An 18,012-nucleotide genomic window follows, 5' to 3' on the forward strand; every position below is an offset into this window, starting at 1 on the left:
CCCACCGGGGCGGCGGTCACCCGCCGCCCCGGTCCATCAACGAAAGGGACACCCCATGGCACAGCCCACACCGAGGAAGTGGGGAGCAGACCGGGTGGCCAGCCGATGAGTTACCACGTCCGCCACCCTCGTGACCTGCGGCAGTCGGTGTGCGGCCTGCCCGCCGCCGACGTTCACAAGTGGGAGATCGAGGACCCGCCGCGCATCGACTACACCTGCGAAGACTGCTACAGCCTGCTTCCGGAAGCTCAACGGCCCGACGACGCCAATCACCCGCCAGGCGACGCCACCCTCATCGACACGCTGCGGCGCATCGTCGCCGATCGCCAGTACGCCAAGATCGACGGAGTGCTCGTCGACGTGTGGTCCGCCAGCGTCACGGTCCTGATCTGGGACCGGCTCGCCGACGACAAGCGGCAGCGGCTGCTGACCCTGCCGTCACACGAGCTGATCCTTCGCTGCATCGCCGTCTACGCCCGCCTCACCAGGGCCGGAGGCGCCCATTGACCGGCCCTCGACAACACCAGTGGTTCCACTTCGGACCTTGGATGGTCTCCATCGACGCCGCCGACGCGCTGATCGCCACCACACCCCGCGACATCCACTCCCTCGACGTCATGACCTGGGCTACCGCCTACGGCCTGACCCGGCTCGACGACCCGCACCGGGTCAACCTGATCGGCCCGACCACCACCGGCCTCAACCGCTACTACGCCATGACCACCGACCTGACCAAACCCCTGATCGTCGCCCAACTCGACGTCACCGGGCACCCACCCAGCGCGCTACTGATCGACGGCATACACCGCCTCCACCGCGCCTGGCGCGAGCACGTACCGCGGCTACCCGCCTACCTGCTCACCGCCGAGGAAACCCGCCGGATCCAGGACGACATGCTCTTGGGGCCGGGCCGGGCGTCCATCATGCCGCCAACCTGAATGACGACCTGACGCCATCGATCCCGCCGCGTACGCCTCGGGCGCTGCCTGCCGCCGGCGGCGACCGAGGCGTACACGGCCCTGCGCTGAGACCTCATGGCATACACGCAACCGGGCGCAGGGTCTGCGACTGCCGTCGCCTCGCGCACCGTCACCTGCCGCGCACCGCCTACCACGAGTCCCACTGCGCCCGCACCATCACTGCCTCACTCAGCTCCTCGCCGGTACCTGCCCGGCCGGGGCTGGTCGCGAAGTCCGGCGCTACGCGACCCCGGTCGACACCAGCCACCTGCGGTGGGAGACGGCCGGCCTGATCGTCGATTTCCTCTGCAGCACCCGCGCCGAGGCTTCCGCGCATCCACATTTGCGGTCCGCCTTCTCGCACCAGCGTTCCCGGCCGCGCGTCCGCGCGGAGACCGGCCTTTTTCGTTTCAGGGGAAGAAACATGATCAAGATGGTTATCGGAGTCGTCACCGTCGTCGTCGTGGCTTGCTTCGGACTGCCCATGCTGCTGCTGTCGGCCGTCACGGGCGGCGGCTCCAGCGGATGCGGCATCACCGCCCCGCCCGCCGTGCGCCCCTCGGCGCAGCCGTCCGGCGCCGATAGGTGGGACACCGAACAGTTGGAGACCGCCGCGACCATCATCGACGTCGGCGTCGCCAAAGACGTACCCCGCTGGGGTTGGGTCATCGCCGTCGCCACCGCCATGCAGGAATCGGGCCTGCGCAACCTGCCGCACCTCGGCGACAACAACGACCACGACTCCATCGGAGTGTTCCAGCAGCGCCCGAGCCAGGGCTGGGGCACCGCCGCGCAATTGTCCAAGCCCGCCTACCAGGCAGGCAGATTCTTCGACAAGCTCCTGACCGTTCCCGGCTGGGAGTCGATGCCCCTCGCCCAGGCCGCGCAGGCGGTCCAGGCCTCGGCCTTCCCCGACACGTACGCCAAGTGGACCGACGACGCTGTGCACCTGGTGGAGCAGCTGACCAACACCCTGACGGACTGCGCCACCGATGCGCCCGCCGCCCTGCCGGAGGGGTTCACGCTTCCCACCAACACCCCGCCCGCCGTCACGACCGCCATCTTCTGGGCCGTAAACCAACTCGGCACCCCGTACCACTTCGGCGGATCATGCACCGACCCGCACTCCGACAACCCCGATAAACAGTGCGACTGCTCATCGCTGATGCAGGCGGCGTACCGAGCGGCCGGCATCTCCATCCCCCGCGTCACCACCGACCAGGCCAACGCCGGTAAGCCGGTGACCGACCCGGCGCTCCTGCTCCCGGGTGACCTCGTCCTCATCCCGGGCAGCCAAGGCACCATGGCCAGCCCACGCCACGTCGGCATGTACCTCGGCGAAGGACTTGTCATCCAAGCCCCGAAGACCGGCGACGTCGTCCGGATCACTCGGCTGAGCAGTTGGATCAACCAGATCGCAGCGCTTCGTCGCATCGCTGCTCCGTCGGGTGAGGGCTGATCGAGCGCGGCACCAACTGGCCTGCTCAGCATCTGACCTGCGGCGCCGACACCGTCCGCCGGCGATCCCGGCTGACGTGGCTTGACCCGGGCGACGGATTGAGCGTGGATCAGGTCCGCCGGTGGCTGATCCGTCGGCGACAGTCCGCAACATCACCCCACCGCCCGACAGGGCCTGCTGACGAAGAGGCGCAAGCGATGGCCAGCCCTGCCTGGGGCCTACAAGCTCCGCCATAGATCCCTGCCGTGAGCCATCGCACGATCCGCCTTCACCACCATCCTCAGGCGCTCCGGCATGCCCGCCCCGGCGGCTGCCAAGACCCGGCCCCCACGCCGATCGTCGCCAGGTGGCCAGGTCGTGCGCCGCAGCAACGGACGTTCGCCTACGTAACGCACCGCCCGCACGAGAAGTGCCGGCGGTTTGCACCCAGAGATTGGCCCGGGGCGCCACGACAGGCGCCCGGCCCCTGACGGACGGAGATCCGCAAGCCATGAGTCAAGCCGTCAAGGCTGCCCTGCTCACCACGAAAGACCTTGGGAAAAACGAGCGAGCGGTAGCCATCGCCATCGCCGCCCACGCCAACCACGAGGGCAACGCCTGGCCATCCGTGGCCACCCTCGCCGAGTACGTCGGCTGCTCCGAGCGCACAGTGCAACGATGCCTGGCCAAGCTCGTGCAACTGGGTCGCCTCGTCGTGTCGAAGGTCGCCGGCATCGCCACCCGCGTTTATCGACTGGTGCACGCGAATCGACGGACCACAGCCGCTGCGGGGGCGACAGAACAACCGGTGGGGGTGACAATTCGCCCGCCGGGGGGTGACAGCCAGGATGTCACCCGAAGTAGTGAAGACCAATTGAAGGGCGACGTGCCCGTCAGCACTCCGGGGTGGCGGCGTCTTTTGCCGACGAGTCGGCGGGCCCCGGTGCCAGCCGGGACCGACCGGCGGCGCGCGGCCGCGCCAAGCGCCGGCGGCGGGTGCCAGCGGCCTGGGCATATTGGTCAGCCGGCTGGCCGCTGCATTCCCTGCCGTTCCGAGGCGATCGAGCGCAGGTGAACGGCCCAAGAAAGGCGGGCACCGCGGTGCGCAGGAAGAGCTGCCTGGCCGGTACGGCACCGAAAGCGGAAGCAAGATAGGCAGCCGTCGATCGTCGTGCGTCATCACCGGGCATAAACTCGGTTCGCTCGGAGCGGCGGAGGAATACCCACCGAGGATCGCGTACGTGAAGGCTTCCTGGTCCGACTGGCCTACGCCGTTGATGTCCGAAGCGGTACGGCTGACCCGTGATGGCACCGCCTCGTCACGAGACTTCCTGCAGAAGATAGGTGCACAGTCTGTCGAGAACGGCGTGGCGGCTCCGTCTCAGGAGTGGATGCGGCCACCGTGGCCGCACAAGGCTGAGGGGACCCCGCATGACGATCCAGCGGATGGACAACGTCCTGATCGTTGTCGACGATCTCGACACGGTCATTGCGTTCTTCGTCGAACTCGGCATGGAGTTGGAGGGCAAGGGGCCGATCGAGGGACGTTGGGTCGAGCGTGTCATCGGGATCGACGACGTCCGACAGGACATCGCGATGCTGCGGACCCCGGACGGCCACGGCCGCATCGAGCTGGCGATGTTCCACCAGCCGAAGGCGATCAGCACCGAGCCGAAGGATGCACCGGCGAACACGCTGGGCATTCGTCGCATCATGTTCGCCGTGGACGACATCGAGGACGTGGTTGCCCGCCTGCGTACCCACGGCGCCGAACTCGTCGGCGAGCTGGCGCAGTACGAGGACAGCTATCGGCTCTGCTACGTCCGCGGCCCCGAGGGCATCATTGTCGGTCTGGCCGAACAGCTCAGCTGAAGCTGCCAGAGGGACCGTGCAGCCAGTCGCGCGTAACCGCCGATCGGCCAAGGCCACCACGTGAGAACCGCCGACGGCGGAGCACCTTGGCGAGGTGATCGAGCAGGCACTGCGGGCCATGGGCTGGACCGCTTGCGGCGCTTAGCCGGCTGTGCTCATGTCCGCGGTCAGGCGACGACAATCCGGGGTCCGCCGGCGAGCCATCGTTGACGAGCGCCCTCGGCGGCTACTTATCTGGTGGCGGTACGACTCCAGCTCGGCCGAACCTGGTCGAGGTGACCGCGGCGACACCTTCACCCGCCTGGCCGCCGGTTTCCAGGTGGGGGTTGCCACCGCCTGGCGCTGTATCCGCGAGGCGATCACCTTGCTCGCCGCGACCGCCGACGACCTGCACCTGACGATGACCAGGATCCGGCTGCTGGCCGGCGTCATCCTCGACGCAACGCTGACCTCGATCGACCGCGTGCACGATAAGAAGCCGTACTACAAGATCCTGACGAAGCTGCGCTGGAGCCCCTCCCAGAGCGACCGCAATGGTGCAGGCCATCCTCGGTCTCCACCACGTCGAAAAGCCGACCTCCCAACGAGGAAAGCGCTCTGCCCATACCGACCGAGGGGTGCTGTCCGACCTCATAGTGTCCTCCTTGCTGTTGCAGCAGCAGGTGGGCACCCAGTGGTCTCAGGACACGGAAGCCCTGTCGCCAGTCATACGTGCCCTGGGACCACCGGGCCCCGCGGAACTCATGCCGGACCTCTCAAGGTCGAACGGACAGGGCGGTGGCCCGGTGGGGACCAGGTGCGCCGACGACCCGAGATCGCCGGCACCAGACACGTGCCCGACGAGACCGCCGACAGGAAGAGTCTGCGCAGTGAGCGGGCACTCGGGGAACGGGCACGGCTTGCTCCCGCGAGATTGATGACAGTCGTCTTGTCGGTATGTGTCACCAGGACGCTGACCGGGCGCGCGGTCAGCGGCAGATTAGGGCGTCGCAGTGAGGTTTGGCCGATCGGCGCAGGACTTGCCCTGAGCCGCCGCAAACTCGCTGGGCGATCGTGGCTGTCGAACGGCCGGTACGCTCGCCGCTGTGACTGACGCGCCACCAATCGACAGCGGTGACGAGGCTCCCAGTACCGCACTGGTGGAACGTGTGCTGGCCGAGGCTGCGGAGGTGCTGATCATTGAGGGGTCCGTTGACGAGCTCGACCGGCCCGACGCGGCTCGGATTGTGGTGTCGGGCAAGGAGATTGCTGAGCTGACCCGGTTGCTGGCTGTCGTGGACGGCGGCACCGGAGATCACTGTCGGTGCCTGGGCTGGCCGACGATCCTTGTGTCGGATGCCGCCGGCCGCGAGATCGCCCGCTGGACCCTGCATCATCGGACCGGTATTGGAGGCCTCGGACGTTGCGATGCGGACCTCCGTGATGGCCCTGGCCTGACCGACTGGTTGGCTGAACATGGCTTAACCGGATCGCGCGAGGTCCAGCAGATGTTGGGCCGTCAAGCGGCTGAGGACGAGGCGCGTCGCCTCCAGTGGGTGAAGGCCGCGCCGCCGGCCCTCGCCGAGGCCGCCGAAGCGGCGTCGCGCCGAGAAACCGGCGCGGAGGAAAGGCTGGCCGACCTGGTAGCCCGGCGATACCCCGATGCCATCGAGCGCATCCGAACGCTGGTGGCGTGGGCTGGGTTTCCGCCTCGCCATACGACCACGGTGGGTGGCGCGCCGTGGTACGAGCTGGCGCCCGAGCGCATGCTGCTGACCGAGCCAACCGAGTCGGTCTTCAACGCGTTGACGTCGGCATCGTTGACGCCAAGCCAGCTCGACGGTGCCGCGGAGCTGTTCACGTCCCTTGAGTGGATTGGTTCGCGGCGCGCCGACATTCCCGAACCGTTGAGGTCTGTGCTGATCGCGCACGTGACGGCGACCGGGACCGATCCGATGAAGTTCCGGATGCGCCACGGGTACGGCGCCGAGCGAATGGACTGACGCCGGTCGGCGCGCCGCGGGGGCTATGACCTGCCCGACGAGCGCGGCTCCGCACACTCAATTCGGCAGATCCGGTCGTTCAGCGACCGGTGAGCCGGCGCCCTGATCGCGGCAATGAGCGAATGCCGTGAGTAGTGCGCCGCTGGCGTGCACCGCAAGGGTCGCGGCTGTGTCAGAGGTTGTCGAGGTAGACGACCACCGCGTCGGGCGGTGGCGCCGATCGCATCATGGATGTCGGCTCGGCGTCGGCGTACAGCCACGCATGGTGCGGTGTCCAGTTCAGGATGCCGCCGGTCTCGCGGTCGCCGGTATAGAGGCCACGTTTTGGCTCGAGTGGCCAACCGCGGTTGCGAAGGTGCTCGACGAGCCGGGTCACCGTCGTTGCCCGGCCGGCACCGTCGGCGGCCGTCACCACGAACTCGGCCGTGCAGTTGCCGCTGCTGCCGCCATCGGCGCAGGTGTCGGCTGATACCAGGCGCAGCGACGCCGGTAACGGAAGGACCTCGTCGTTTCGGGCGGCGATCCGCAGTGAACCATCGCCGTCGGTTTGGACCAGGCCGAGCCCGCAGCCGCACAGAAGCACCATGCTGGCGAGCGGTGCCACAGAGGCGATCCACCGCGCGTGGGCCGCTGGCGGAGTGTGTTCGATTCGGTGACGAGCCGAGGGAGCGTGCACGCTCCGGTCGATGACCAACGCGGCCAGGCACACACCGCCGATCAGCAACCACACGACGGACCAGTCGAGCCATGGTGCGGCAATCAGGTTGTGGGGCCATTGCGAGGTGGCGAACGTGGTGATCAGTGCGGCGATCCAACCGGCACCAAGGGTCACGCCGGTCGCACGTCCAGCACGGGTGCCCCATGCCCACCCACCGACGATGGTCAGGCCGCAGATCGCCGCCACTACAGCGAGCAGGGGCGTACCTTGCCACAGCGGCAATGATCCCAACCCAACGCCGGCTACGCTCAGCCACCAGCGCCAACCGTTGCCCGACGTCATCTGCCGGAGATCTCCTACCGCTGCGAGGTGACGAGCACTGTCTCGGACGTCCGTGACGACGACGGCAGCTTACAGCCGGTGAGGTGCAGCGGGAACGGCTGGCGGGTTGCGATGATCTTCGTGGTATCGGACCCTATGATCCTCGGCTCGCGACCGACGCCCTACTTTCGGAACGGCCGGGCGCCGGCTCGATCCGCTTGCCGTGACGGTGCGTAGCGCACGGTCGGCGGCATGAGCGCGCATCGGTACCCGTACGGGTGCCGGGCAACGGTTACAGCGTTCGCGAGGGCTCGACCGGGCGGCTGCTGGCGTTGTATGAGTTCTTGGCGGCGACCACGGCCGCCTGGATGTACTCGGGGTTGACGCCGTGTACGTTGAGCGGCGGGTGCTCACGCCGGACAAGTTCGGCCTCGATGGTCGCCGGCTCCGCGTCCTCCGCCCAGGTCAAGCGCAGGTGCGCGTACATCCACGCGGTCAGCCGTGCCTCATCCTCAGGGACCAGGACAACCCGATCGGTCCAGGTCGTTCGGTATCCCTCGGACGCAAGAAGCCCGGCCAATGTACGGCGCAGAGTCGAGCTGCCCGAACGTCTCAGATGGTTGCGCAGGATCCGGCCCCGCAGGCTGGTCGCCCGTCCCAGATACAGCATCCGTAGCGACGGGGTGCTTTCATTCGGCGGCCCGGGGAGGTCGGGAAAGATCGAAGGACCAGCCCACCAGGCGTAGACACCGCTGCCACGGCTGAGCCGCTTGACGGCGACATCGAGTCCGACCGGCACGCCGGAGAGCAGCCGCAGGGCCTCTTCGATCCGGGCTCCGTCGGTTGGGACGTCGTCGGGTTGCGTTTCGGGAGTGGTCATCGAGGCCATCCTAGACGTCCCGGGCGGATCGTGGCCGGGGTCGCAAGGACACCGGATTCTCAACGAAAGATTCGGCAGCGCCGCAATCGGCGGCCACGGATACTGACAAACCGATCAGCAGGCCGCGCCCGGTCGGCGGCAGAACAGCCCGCCATTGTGTGGTCGTCAATCCTGGATCTCCATATCCACGACGAGGCCGTCAGCGAACCGGTAGACATGCTTCACCACGTGGTCGGCGAGAACACAGCCGTGCAGGGTACGCACCACCTGGTGCACGGTGACGGTGACACGACCGTCGTCCCCGGTATGGAATGCTGTGGGCACCACGACGGGGTCGATCTCCGCCCACTGGCGCCTCCAATAGGCGCGGACCTGGCCATGGCCTCGTACGATGCCACCCTCCCACCCGTTCGGCCACGACACGTCAGGCGCGAGCGCTGCCAGCACGGCAGGAATGTCCCGGCGGTTGAACGCCGCGTAGAGCAACTTGAGCTGCTCCTGTTGAGCCGCTGGCTCTTGGGATCCCATGCCGCGAGTTTCACGGCTCGGGTCGATCACCGCCAGGCTGCTTCGCCCGCGGCAGAGCGCACGCTCGTCGGCACGAGGGCGGCTCGGTTGTCGCTTTCGCCCTCCCGTCACATGTTGTGAAGCTGGTTCGGCGGCAGCTGCGGGTAGCTGCCACCAAGCTGGGTGGCCAGGGCGCTGGTCTCATCCTGGGGCTCGGCGTCGAGATCGGCGAGGGCTTTGCTCAGGGCGCGTAGCAGGGTGCGGATGCCGTCGGCGTCGCCGAGGGCGTGGCGGGCGTGCATGGCGCGGGTGTAGAGGGCTTCGTTGTAGCGGTCCAGGCCGATGGCCTTGTCGAGCAGGTCGGATGCGGCCTGCGGGTCGCTGCCGATGAGGTCGTCGGCGAGCAGGAGGTGGGCTTCGGTTCCCCAGCGCCGTACGGCTTCGCGGTGCGGCTGGAGCCATTCATAGTCCTGACCGTCGGCCAGCGGCGCCGCGTAGAGGTCACAGGCGGCGATGAGCAGGTCGCGGCGGCGGGGGCCGCTGGCGATGGCCGCGGTCCGCAGGAGGTCGCGCAGCGTCCAGACGTCGACGTCGACGGTGGCCGGGTCGATTCGATAGCGTCCAGCGGTCTTGATGACGTAGGCGCTTTTCGTGTCCGCGGTGCCGGCGCGGCCCAGGACGTGCCGCAGGTTGCTGACGTTGGTGTGTACGCGTTGGTCGGCCTGGCTGAGGCGGGCGTCGGGTTCGAGGTATTCGCCGATCTCGCGGGTGGTGACTCCGTCGGGGTGGCAGGCGAGGAACACGGCGAGCTCGAGGGCCTTGGCGCGCAGTGGCCGGCCGGGCTGGGTGATGTTGTCGATCCGCGGCTCGCCGAGCACCCGGAGCTGTGCTTTGCGGGTGATGATCTCGGCGGAGGGCGCGGTGACCGGGGCAGGCTGGTCGGGCTTGGTGTGGGTTCGGTGGGCGTGCAGTGGGACGGCCGTGAGCGGTATAGCGGGTGACGCAACAGCTGGCGGTTCGCCGGTCTGCGCCTCGCGCAGGGTCGTGAGGATCTGGATCGCCATGTTGTGGTCGAGTACGGGCAGGCGCGGTGGTATCGGCTCGGCCGCCTCACCAGATACGAGCGTCGCGTGGCCCTCCGGGTCCACCTCGACGGTAGGGCCGTGGGTCCATTCGCCGAGCAGCAGGGCGGAAACGTGCAGGTCGGCGCCGAGGGTGAGTGCGGTCTTGGCGCGCATGTGGGCACCTGCGGGCGGGGTTTGGGTGATGAGCATGATCGGTGGCAGCGGTTCCTCGTCTGGGGTCTGCTGGCGCGGGGTGTCCAGATCCGTGAGGGCGTGTTCGTCGAGGATGCGGCTGCGGTGCAGGAGCTTGGCTTCGATCACGGTGAGCACGTCATCGGTGCTGCTGGCGACGTGCAGTCGTGGCCACGGGTCGAGGGCGGCCGTGTCGGGGCCGAGCAGTGTTTGCAGGGTGGCGGCGTCGATGATGACCTCGCCGCGGGCGTCGGTCTCGTGTGGGCCGCCGGATGCCAGGACTGCGACCAGGGTGGCGCGGGCTGCGGCGTGCGCGCCGTCGCCGACGATGCCGGTTCCGCCGGGTTGCATGGGCACGAGGTCGGGGACGAGTGCGGGCGGCTCGGTGTGGTGGTCGTCCGGATGCGGAAGTTCGGGGTTGCGGGCCACGGCGCGGCGCAGGTGGAGCACTGGTGGTGGCAGTTGCGTGGGTGGGTCGGCTTCGGGCTCACCGGTGTACCGACGGCGGCGTTGCGACCAGACCAGGGCGGCGGTGGCGCTGATCGCGGCAGCTAGTGACCAGGGCAGCCAGTTGGACGGTGATAGCTGCACGCCCTGGTCGTCGGTTGCCGTGGTCGGGCGTTGCGTGTCACCGACAGTTGGCGAGGCGGAAGGCGACGCCGACGCGGTAGCGGCGGCGGTCGCTGCCGGGGCAGGCGAGGTGGACTGTAGGGCGCTCGGGGTTGCCGTGCTGCTGGGGATCGGTGCTGCTTCCTGATCGGCAGTGGCGGGTGGCACGGTGGGATTCGGCGAGTCTGCGGCGGCACTGGGCGATGGCGACAGGGTCTCGGGCGAGTGTGAGGGCGGCGCCGGCGCAGCGGGTGGTGTCGCCGGTGTGGCGGTCTGCGGTGGGCGGGCGTCGGCGGGGAGCCGCAGCTCCCAGCCGGGGTAGATGAGGTCGCAGTGGCGGAGGGTGCCGCCGATTCGAGGGAAGTGGCGGTGCTTGTTCAGGCTGCAGATCTCCGGCCATCTGTCCGCGTCGCCGAGCCACTGCTTGGCGATTGTGGACAGGGTGTCGTGTCGCTCGACGGTGTAGAGGTAGCGGGTGTCTGCGACCCGGATCAGCGCGGGACCTCGCGCTGCGGCCTGCCGAGGAATCACACCGCCGCCTTCAGCGGAGGCGACGACGGCCGCAGACCTGTCAACGTCCTTCCCCGTGTTGAGGGATCCGACGGAGGTGACGGCGATCGCGGCGGTGCCGGCTAGGCCGAACACGAGCCGGTGCAGCGGCGCCGGAAGCCGCAGCGCCGGGATCCGCCACCGGGTCACCACTGCGAACAGCTCGGCGAGCAGAAGCAGCGCGAACACAGCCCACAGCAGCCACAGCACCCAGACGGCCGCGCCAGTAAGCACGTGCGGGCTGAACCGTTCGCTCGGCTGGCTGAACCAGGCGGTGACCTGCGGCCACGTCGGCAGCCGTCGCCCAGGGTCGCCGCCGACGGTCCACAGCAGCGCTGGCACGCCGACCAGGAAGACCAGGGTCCCCGCGCCGGCGCGAACTGCGCGGCCCGCGGCCGCCGACCGCCGTCCGGGGGGCCGAGGCGATGACGACTCGTGCGGCGCGTAGACCGTGGGACGCGCATACTCGGCTAGCCGATTGCCCTTGTCCCCCGACTCCTGCGGCACTATGCCTCCATCCGCGTCGATGCTGACCTTCCTCCCGCATACATGAGGATGGCTGTCGATCGCCACCTCGCGGAGAAGGGTTCTCACCATACGCGCACAAGAGATCACTGCGCGGGACCGAGGTTGACGATCCACTCCCCCGCCGGGAGAGACTGCCGCACATGCCAAACGGGGGCAGCCGACTATCCATTGATCTCAACTCGTCGGCCATCGCCGCAACCGTCGACCGGGCCGGCGCCCGGATCCCCGTCATGCTCGACGGCCGCCTCGTCATGCCCCACGGCGTCGCCCTCGACCCCACCGGCCACATCCACGTCGGAGTGCCCGCAGCGTCCCAACCGCCGGCGAACCAGCAATTCGTCAGCGACCCGCTGGAGCTGCTGCTCGGCAGACCAGCAGCAGACGAACCGATCGACGGCGTGCAGCTGCTCGCCGCCCAGCTGTGGCATGTCGCCGACCGGGCCGCCCGTCAGGCCGGTGAGCCGATCACCGCCCTCACCGTCACCATCCCACCAAACTGGGGACCACGCCGCCGGACCCAACTCGCCGACGCGGCAGCCCGCGCTCACCTGCCCGCCCCTGCCATGGTCACCGCACCAGCAGCCCTCGCCGCCTACACGAGAGCCCACGGGCTCACCGCACCTGAGGGCTCCTGCCTGCTGATCTGCCAGGCCGACCGCCATCCGGTCACCCTGACCATCCTTCAGATCAGCCCCGACGGATACCGCGAGCTGGCAACACGATCGATCGACCTACCCCGCGACCTCAACCAGGTTCTCGCCCAGCGAATCGTCGACGCGGCCACCGAGGTCGACGACCCGCTGCGAGGTGAGATCGCTCAGCAGACGCAGCACCAGGACGGCGCGGCGCTGCTGGAATCCGTCCGCCGGGCCAGACAGCTCCTGATGACGCAGGATCGCGCGCCGGTGCTGCTCCCCGCACCCCGCAAGCCCGCGGTCATCACCCACGACGACGTCGCCATCGCGGCGCAACCCCTCCTCGACAGGGTTCACGACGCGGTCCGGGACACCCTCGACGCGGCCGACATCGACAGCCAACACCTCAGCGGCGTCATCCTGCGCCAAGCCGAAGCAGTGCCCGGCCTGCAAGACCGGCTCACCACAGCCACCGGCCTCACACCAGCAGTCTTGGCCGACCAGTTCCACGCCCTCGCCGAGGGCGCCCTGACGCTCACGGCACCACAGCAGCACACACCCACCGCCGCCAACACCCACCTACCGCGGGTCCGCCTCCGCGTCCGGGATTTGACCAGCGCGCTCCTGCTCGGCGCCTGCTCACTCACCCTGCTCCTTCAAGCGATCTTCACCGCGGACATCACCACCACGTTCCTGCGGGTCGTCGGTGTCCGCACCTCCCTACCGCAACTGGGCACCGCCGGCGCCCTCGCCATGCTCATGGCATTCGCCGTGGCACACCTCGCCCCCACCACCTGGCTCGCCGGATCACACAGCACGTCGGCGCCCGAGCCCGCGACCGGTGGCCTCATCCGGCGCGGATACCTCGCCGCCGCCGTCGGCGGCGCAGTCGCCGCCGGCCTCTACGGCCTGGCCACCGGCACTTCCGTCCGATACGACTACAGCCCGTACCTGAAATGGACCCTCACCTCGGCGCTGCCTCTCGCCGTATGCGCCGCCGTCATCGCCGCGACCGCACCCCGGATCCCCGCCAACGACCTTCCCGCCTGGCTCGGGCGCACCCGGCCGGCGATCCTGCACGCCACCATCGCCACCACCGGCATCTACCTCATGCGGGCAGCACTCACGATCACCCCACCCGTCGACCTGACCGGCATGCCCGGCCTCATCGGCAGCGCCGGAGCCGCGCTCCTCGGCGTCGCCACCGCCCTGACCACCAGCCGAAGCCGCACCATCCGCGTCGTCACCGCACCCGGCCTGGGAATCGGCTACGCCATCGTCTTCACCAACGACACCAACGGCGCACTCATCGTCGGATACCTCGTCGCCCTCACCTGCTGGGCAGTCCGGCTCACCAGCCACACACTGCGACTCGCGTTCCCCACCGCCGAGCAGGCGCTACGCCGTCTCCTGGACGGCACGACCAGCTGACAACCTGCAGGAGCACACCGAGGACAGGGACCTGACCTTCCGTCAAGGCCGCGCGTCTCGAACTCCGGGTTCACACCAACACCGTCTAACTGCGACAGAGCGACGCAGCCGGTATTGGCACCGCCGGCGGCGCGCCGCTCGGCGGGTTGCTTGCGGTACACGCGCCGATGTGGGCACCCCGGGTGCAGCTGGTAAGCCTCGGCATCGTCCTCCCGCAGCCGTCACGGCGATTAGGCTTGGACCCGATCTGTGATCGAGGCGATGTCCGAACCTGGCCAGCACGGCCTGGGCGGCAGCGTGATGCCGTCTCCGAGGAGAGACTCATCGCCCTCCGGCTCGGCGGCAGCACCGATGGGTTAATCGTCTGCATTTCGGAGTCAGCTACCGGACGCCACCGCGCCACATCGCCCGATGGCGCATGCTGCGGCTCTGTCCATGGTCGCGGTGTGGATCGCGCCGAGCCTCAACAGGGCACCGGCCCCGATCCCGGGTCGCCGTCTGGATCTGACCGAGCACCTGATGCTCTTCGATCGGCGGCCCTTGTTGCCGGCCGCTCTTAACGTCGGCCTCTCGCAACGTCTCGCTGGCGCTCCAGCCCGCCGAGTCGAGCGGCTGCGAGGGACCGAGTCCCGGGTGGCGTTTCCTGTCAGCTACGGGGTGCGCAGCGCGAGTCAGCCGCCGCCGACAGCGGATCGCACGACCGACGGTAACCGGTTACAGTCCTCGAACCGGCTCAATCACGACCGTCAGGAGGTACCCGGTGACGAACGCCAGCGGACCCGAGCCGTCCGACGCCCGGACCGATTGGGAAGCCCGGCTCGCTCGGCGCAGCGATGAGGGCGGCACGGCCGCTCTACCCGACCTGCCACCGCCGGCCGGGCTCACCGTCACCCCCGGCCACGGACACGTCCGCCTCTCCTGGGAGCCCGTCGACGGCGCGGTCGGCTACCTGGTGCATCGTGCGACGCTGGACGGCGACCGGGTGTCCGGGCCGTTCACCCCGGTGGATCACCTCGGCGGAGACGTGCTCTCCGTTCCCGACACCTGGTACGTCGACACCACCGGCACCCCGGGTGAGCGGTACGCGTACGCGGTGGCCGCCGTACCTGAGGTGACCGTGACCGGCGCGCTGAGCGATCCAGTCCCGGCGGCTGCGCTGCCGGCCGCCGCTGAACCGCCCACCGTCACGCTGCGCCTCGACGCGGACGCCGCGGGCACCACCCTGCACCGGCCCTGGCAGCTGATGATCGGCAGTGAGCGACTGTCCCAACTGCTCTGCCAGGAATACTCCGGCGGCCGGGAGATCGGCACCGAACTGCTGGCCGCGCTGCGCCGGGTACGCGAGGAGATCGGCGTGAGCACCGTGCGGGCGCACTCGATCCTGCACGACGACCTCGGCGTCTATCGCGAGGTCGACGGCGAGCCGGTGTACGACTTCAGCCGGGTGGATCAGATCTACGACCTGCTCCTGGGCATCGGAATGACGCCGGTGGTGGAGATCGGGTTCATGCCCCGCGACTTGGCCAGCGACCCGGACCGCACCGTCTTCACTTACCGCGGCATCATCTCCCCGCCGCGCGACTGGGACCGGTGGTCCGGGCTGGTTCGGGCGCTGGTGGCCCACCTGCTTGACCGGTACGGCGAGCAGGTGCTCGGTTGGGACTTCGAGGTGTGGAACGAGGCCAATCTGGAGGTCTTCTGGACCGGTAGCCGCGTAGAATGGATGCGGCTGTACGACGTGACCGCCTGCGCGGTCAAGGACGTCGACCCGCGGATCCCGGTGGGTGGACCCTCGTCGGCGGCCGCCGGCTGGGTGGACGCGCTGCTGGAGTATGCCGTGCGGTCCGGGGCACCGGTGGACTTTGTCTCCACCCACACGTACGGCAGCCCGCCGCTGGACCTGCGGCCCACCCTGGCCCGCCTCGGCTTCCCCGATGCGCGGATCCTGTGGACCGAGTGGGGCGTCACCCCCACCCACTTCCACCCGGTCAACGACGGCATTTCGGCCGGCACCTTCCTGCTCACCGGCATGCGGTCGGCCGCCGGCAGGGTGGACGCGCTGTCCTACTGGGTAGCCAGCGACCACTTCGAGGAACTCGGCCGGCCGCCGAGGCTGCTGCACGGCGGGTTCGGCCTGCTCACCGTCGGCGGCATCGCCAAGCCGCGCTACCACGCCCTGCGGATGCTCGCCCAGCTCGGCGAGGTCGAACTGCCGGTACGGGCCGCCGGCGACGGTGCCGACGGCTTGGTGCAGACCTGGGCCAGCCGGCGCGCCGACGGCAGCCTGGCGATCCTGGTCTGGGTGGCCACCCTCGACCAGGACAAGCGGGACGGGGACCCGGCGCTGGCCCGGCGGATTCGGTTGGTGATCGAGGGCGCGGCCGGCCGGCCCGCCCTGGTTTCCCGGCTTGACCGGGAGCATGGTGACATCACCACTCTCGCCGATCGGCTGGGGGTTGCCGAGTGGCCGACGGACGAGCAGTGGGTCGCGTTGCGTGCCGTCGACCAACTGCCGGTGGAGAAGGTGCAGCCGGCTGCCGAGGCCGGGGCCGCGGTGATCGAGCTGGACGTGCCGCAGCCCGGGGCGGTGCTGGTGCAGGTCTGCGGGGCCTGAGGCGGGTCTTCCCCGGCCGGCGCCGTCCCAGCGACGCCGGGATGTGTCTGCGGCCGCGCGGTTCCGCAGGCTCGCACCACGGCACAAGATCGTGCTCGATCAGGGAAGTAGGGCCCTCGGCGGGCGGCCGAGGGCTCTACTTCCCTGATCAACGGGATGGACCAGCTCCGGCGGCGCCGCCGGGTCAATGGGCGGGCGCCTGCGTCGCGATGTCGCTCATGTCATGAAGCGGCTTCGCGCAGCTGCGGAAGGTTCTGGTTGGCCGGCACGTTGAACGTCTCCTTCGCGATCAGTGGACGGATCCGGCGTTCGAACTCCGGCGAGACGAACGCGCGGTGGACGAGGTCGTTGGCGAGTTCGTTGCCGAGCGCACCCATGATCATGGCCTGGTCGAGCGACAGGTGGCGCTTGGCCACAGTGCCGCTGCCGACCGCGATGGCGTCGTAGAAACCGCCGGGGCCGTACGAGTCGAAGTTGGCCTTGAGCCTGGCGAGGTTGTCGACGACCGCTGCCTTGGCGTACGGGAGAGCGAGGAACGCCGCGTGCGGGGTCACCACGCCGTCGCCGTAGTTGGGGTCCGGGCCGGCCGGGCGGCAGTCGCCGAATCCCGCGTCGTACTTCGAGCGCTGGGCGTCGGACGGGTAGCCGTCGGTGTCCATGCCCATCGCGTCGACGCCCCAGGCCATGTAACCGCCGGCCGGGTCGCTGGCCGGGGAGAAGCCCCAGTAGCCGTACCTGGCGTCATTCATCCCGTGCTCGATCTGGCCGGCGACCGTCGCGGGATGGTTGCGGCCCCAACTGTTGGGCGCCCACCTCGCTTCGGGCACGAACAGGTCGGGCATCAGGGCCTCGAACATGTCGCCACCCCAGCTGGGTACGAACTGGATGCCGCGGTACCGGTACGCGCCCTCGTACACCGCAACGCCTTCGTAGGTGGTGTCGAAGCCGACGGGCTGCATCTCGTGCCAGCTCCAGTCGCAGGTGGCTGGCAGGGTGCGCATGGTGTTGTAGTAGGCCTTCGGCGGGATCTGGCCCATCGCGATGCCGAGGTACGTCGCTATGCGCGGTTCGGTGACCGTGATGTCGTAGTGGTTGCAGGTGAACCACACGCCGTCGCGCGGCCGCGAGCATCCCGGGGGTGGCGCGTCCCAGAAGCCGCCGGCGATCAGCCCGCTGGCCCCGAACGGGGTCGTCGCCGTCGGGTTGTAGTAGAAGCCGAAGTTCATCTTCCGCAGGATCGCGTCGGCCTTGCCGCGCAGTTCCGGCACGGCGCCCTTGACCACGTTGAGGGCGGCGGCGAGCCAGCCGTTGTCCACGCTGGACAGGAACGGGTAGACGGTGTCGCCGTTGTCGGGCCAGACCGTGACGACTGAGCCGTTCCGCGGGTCGTACCAGTTGTAGTACATGCCCGACGGGGTGTGGTGCTTGAGCCGGGCGAGCGTGTCGAGGGTCTTGGCGATCCGTTCGCGGGCTTCCGGACGCGAGATGATGCCGAGCCTGCTGGCGACCACCGCGGACCACATGTAGCCGCCGATGTTGGTGGGGGACGTGTAGGTGGCGCGGCCGTCGGCGGCGAGGTCGCCGGTGATGTTGTCGGCGATGAGGCCGGTGCCGGGGTCGGTCATGGCGGCCATCGACCGCCACGTGTCTGTGGCGTAGCGGAGCAGGGTGGTGTCGGGGTCGCGCTCGTCGGGTGCCGCGCCGGCGGCCGAGCCGCCTGTCAGGACGAGCGCCAGCGCGAGGAGCGGTGCGAGAAGGCGTCGCATGGCTCTC

13 protein-coding genes and 1 pseudogene are annotated in these 18,012 nt (G+C 69.2%); 9 read left to right on the forward strand and 5 right to left on the reverse strand.

Annotated features, from left to right (window positions below; genetic code table 11):
* Positions 1–105: 105 nt before the first annotated feature.
* The 7 genes and pseudogenes from AC0OLQ_RS24640 (at position 106) to AC0OLQ_RS24670 (ending at position 6,251) form a co-directional block, all read left to right on the forward strand.
* Complete coding sequence (locus tag AC0OLQ_RS24640; protein WP_484528253.1) at positions 106–507, forward strand: hypothetical protein; 402 nt, start codon at positions 106–108, stop codon at positions 505–507.
* A gap of 41 nt (positions 508–548) precedes the next feature.
* A complete protein-coding gene (locus AC0OLQ_RS24645) occupies positions 549–938 on the forward strand; it encodes a hypothetical protein (protein WP_484528254.1) in 390 nt (129 codons plus the stop codon).
* Between the two features lie 445 nt (positions 939–1,383).
* Entirely contained in the window at positions 1,384–2,418 is a 1,035-nt protein-coding gene (locus AC0OLQ_RS24650; protein ID WP_484532418.1) for an NlpC/P60 family protein, read from the forward strand.
* Between the two features lie 490 nt (positions 2,419–2,908).
* Positions 2,909–3,472, forward strand: coding sequence for a helix-turn-helix domain-containing protein (locus AC0OLQ_RS24655; RefSeq protein WP_484528255.1), 564 nt, complete (start codon positions 2,909–2,911; stop codon positions 3,470–3,472).
* A 356-nt stretch (positions 3,473–3,828) separates the two neighbouring features.
* Positions 3,829–4,269: a VOC family protein gene (locus tag AC0OLQ_RS24660; protein ID WP_484528256.1), complete on the forward strand. Its 441-nt coding sequence runs from the start codon at positions 3,829–3,831 to the stop codon at positions 4,267–4,269.
* Between the two features lie 283 nt (positions 4,270–4,552).
* Positions 4,553–4,756: pseudogene (locus AC0OLQ_RS24665) on the forward strand (helix-turn-helix domain-containing protein); the annotation flags it as partial.
* 598 nt (positions 4,757–5,354) lie between these two features.
* Positions 5,355–6,251: a hypothetical protein gene (locus AC0OLQ_RS24670; RefSeq protein ID WP_484528257.1), complete on the forward strand. Its 897-nt coding sequence runs from the start codon at positions 5,355–5,357 to the stop codon at positions 6,249–6,251.
* Between the two features lie 172 nt (positions 6,252–6,423).
* Here the strand turns inward: AC0OLQ_RS24670 and AC0OLQ_RS24675 are convergent, their stop codons facing one another.
* The 4 genes from AC0OLQ_RS24675 to AC0OLQ_RS24690 form a co-directional block, all read right to left on the reverse strand.
* Positions 6,424–7,251, reverse strand: coding sequence for a hypothetical protein (locus tag AC0OLQ_RS24675; protein ID WP_484528258.1), 828 nt, complete (start codon positions 7,249–7,251; stop codon positions 6,424–6,426).
* Between the two features lie 271 nt (positions 7,252–7,522).
* Positions 7,523–8,110 carry a GIY-YIG nuclease family protein gene (locus AC0OLQ_RS24680; protein WP_484528259.1) on the reverse strand — a complete coding sequence of 196 codons (588 nt, stop codon included), beginning with the start codon at positions 8,108–8,110 and terminating at the stop codon, positions 7,523–7,525.
* Between the two features lie 165 nt (positions 8,111–8,275).
* Positions 8,276–8,668 carry a nuclear transport factor 2 family protein gene (locus tag AC0OLQ_RS24685; RefSeq protein ID WP_484528260.1) on the reverse strand — a complete coding sequence of 131 codons (393 nt, stop codon included), beginning with the start codon at positions 8,666–8,668 and terminating at the stop codon, positions 8,276–8,278.
* A 77-nt stretch (positions 8,669–8,745) separates the two neighbouring features.
* Positions 8,746–11,373, reverse strand: coding sequence for a transcriptional regulator (locus tag AC0OLQ_RS24690; RefSeq protein ID WP_484528261.1), 2,628 nt, complete (start codon positions 11,371–11,373; stop codon positions 8,746–8,748).
* A 326-nt stretch (positions 11,374–11,699) separates the two neighbouring features.
* Here AC0OLQ_RS24690 and AC0OLQ_RS24695 point away from each other — a divergent pair, with 326 nt between their 5' ends.
* Positions 11,700–13,625, forward strand: coding sequence for an Hsp70 family protein (locus AC0OLQ_RS24695; protein ID WP_484528262.1), 1,926 nt, complete (start codon positions 11,700–11,702; stop codon positions 13,623–13,625).
* Between the two features lie 760 nt (positions 13,626–14,385).
* Positions 14,386–16,239 carry a GH39 family glycosyl hydrolase gene (locus tag AC0OLQ_RS24700; protein WP_484528263.1) on the forward strand — a complete coding sequence of 618 codons (1,854 nt, stop codon included), beginning with the start codon at positions 14,386–14,388 and terminating at the stop codon, positions 16,237–16,239.
* A gap of 221 nt (positions 16,240–16,460) precedes the next feature.
* On the opposite strand, the gene AC0OLQ_RS24705 is transcribed toward AC0OLQ_RS24700, so the two are convergent.
* Positions 16,461–18,005 (reverse strand): glucoamylase family protein, encoded by a 1,545-nt coding sequence (locus tag AC0OLQ_RS24705; RefSeq protein ID WP_484528264.1) that lies wholly within the window; start codon positions 18,003–18,005, stop codon positions 16,461–16,463.
* Positions 18,006–18,012: the final 7 nt, after the last annotated feature.

The organism is Micromonospora sp. Utrum1 (assembly GCF_057197805.1).

Coding starts and splice junctions, on each gene's coding strand:
- AC0OLQ_RS24660 (WP_484528256.1), top strand. CDS start 3,829: ATGACGATCCAGCGGATGGACAACGTCCTGATCGTTGTCGACGATCTC.
- AC0OLQ_RS24645 (WP_484528254.1), top strand. CDS start 549: ATGGTCTCCATCGACGCCGCCGACGCGCTGATCGCCACCACACCCCGC.
- AC0OLQ_RS24675 (WP_484528258.1), bottom strand. CDS start 7,251: ATGACGTCGGGCAACGGTTGGCGCTGGTGGCTGAGCGTAGCCGGCGTT.
- AC0OLQ_RS24640 (WP_484528253.1), top strand. CDS start 106: ATGAGTTACCACGTCCGCCACCCTCGTGACCTGCGGCAGTCGGTGTGC.
- AC0OLQ_RS24680 (WP_484528259.1), bottom strand. CDS start 8,110: ATGACCACTCCCGAAACGCAACCCGACGACGTCCCAACCGACGGAGCC.
- AC0OLQ_RS24655 (WP_484528255.1), top strand. CDS start 2,909: ATGAGTCAAGCCGTCAAGGCTGCCCTGCTCACCACGAAAGACCTTGGG.
- AC0OLQ_RS24695 (WP_484528262.1), top strand. CDS start 11,700: ATGCCAAACGGGGGCAGCCGACTATCCATTGATCTCAACTCGTCGGCC.
- AC0OLQ_RS24650 (WP_484532418.1), top strand. CDS start 1,384: ATGATCAAGATGGTTATCGGAGTCGTCACCGTCGTCGTCGTGGCTTGC.
- AC0OLQ_RS24705 (WP_484528264.1), bottom strand. CDS start 18,005: ATGCGACGCCTTCTCGCACCGCTCCTCGCGCTGGCGCTCGTCCTGACA.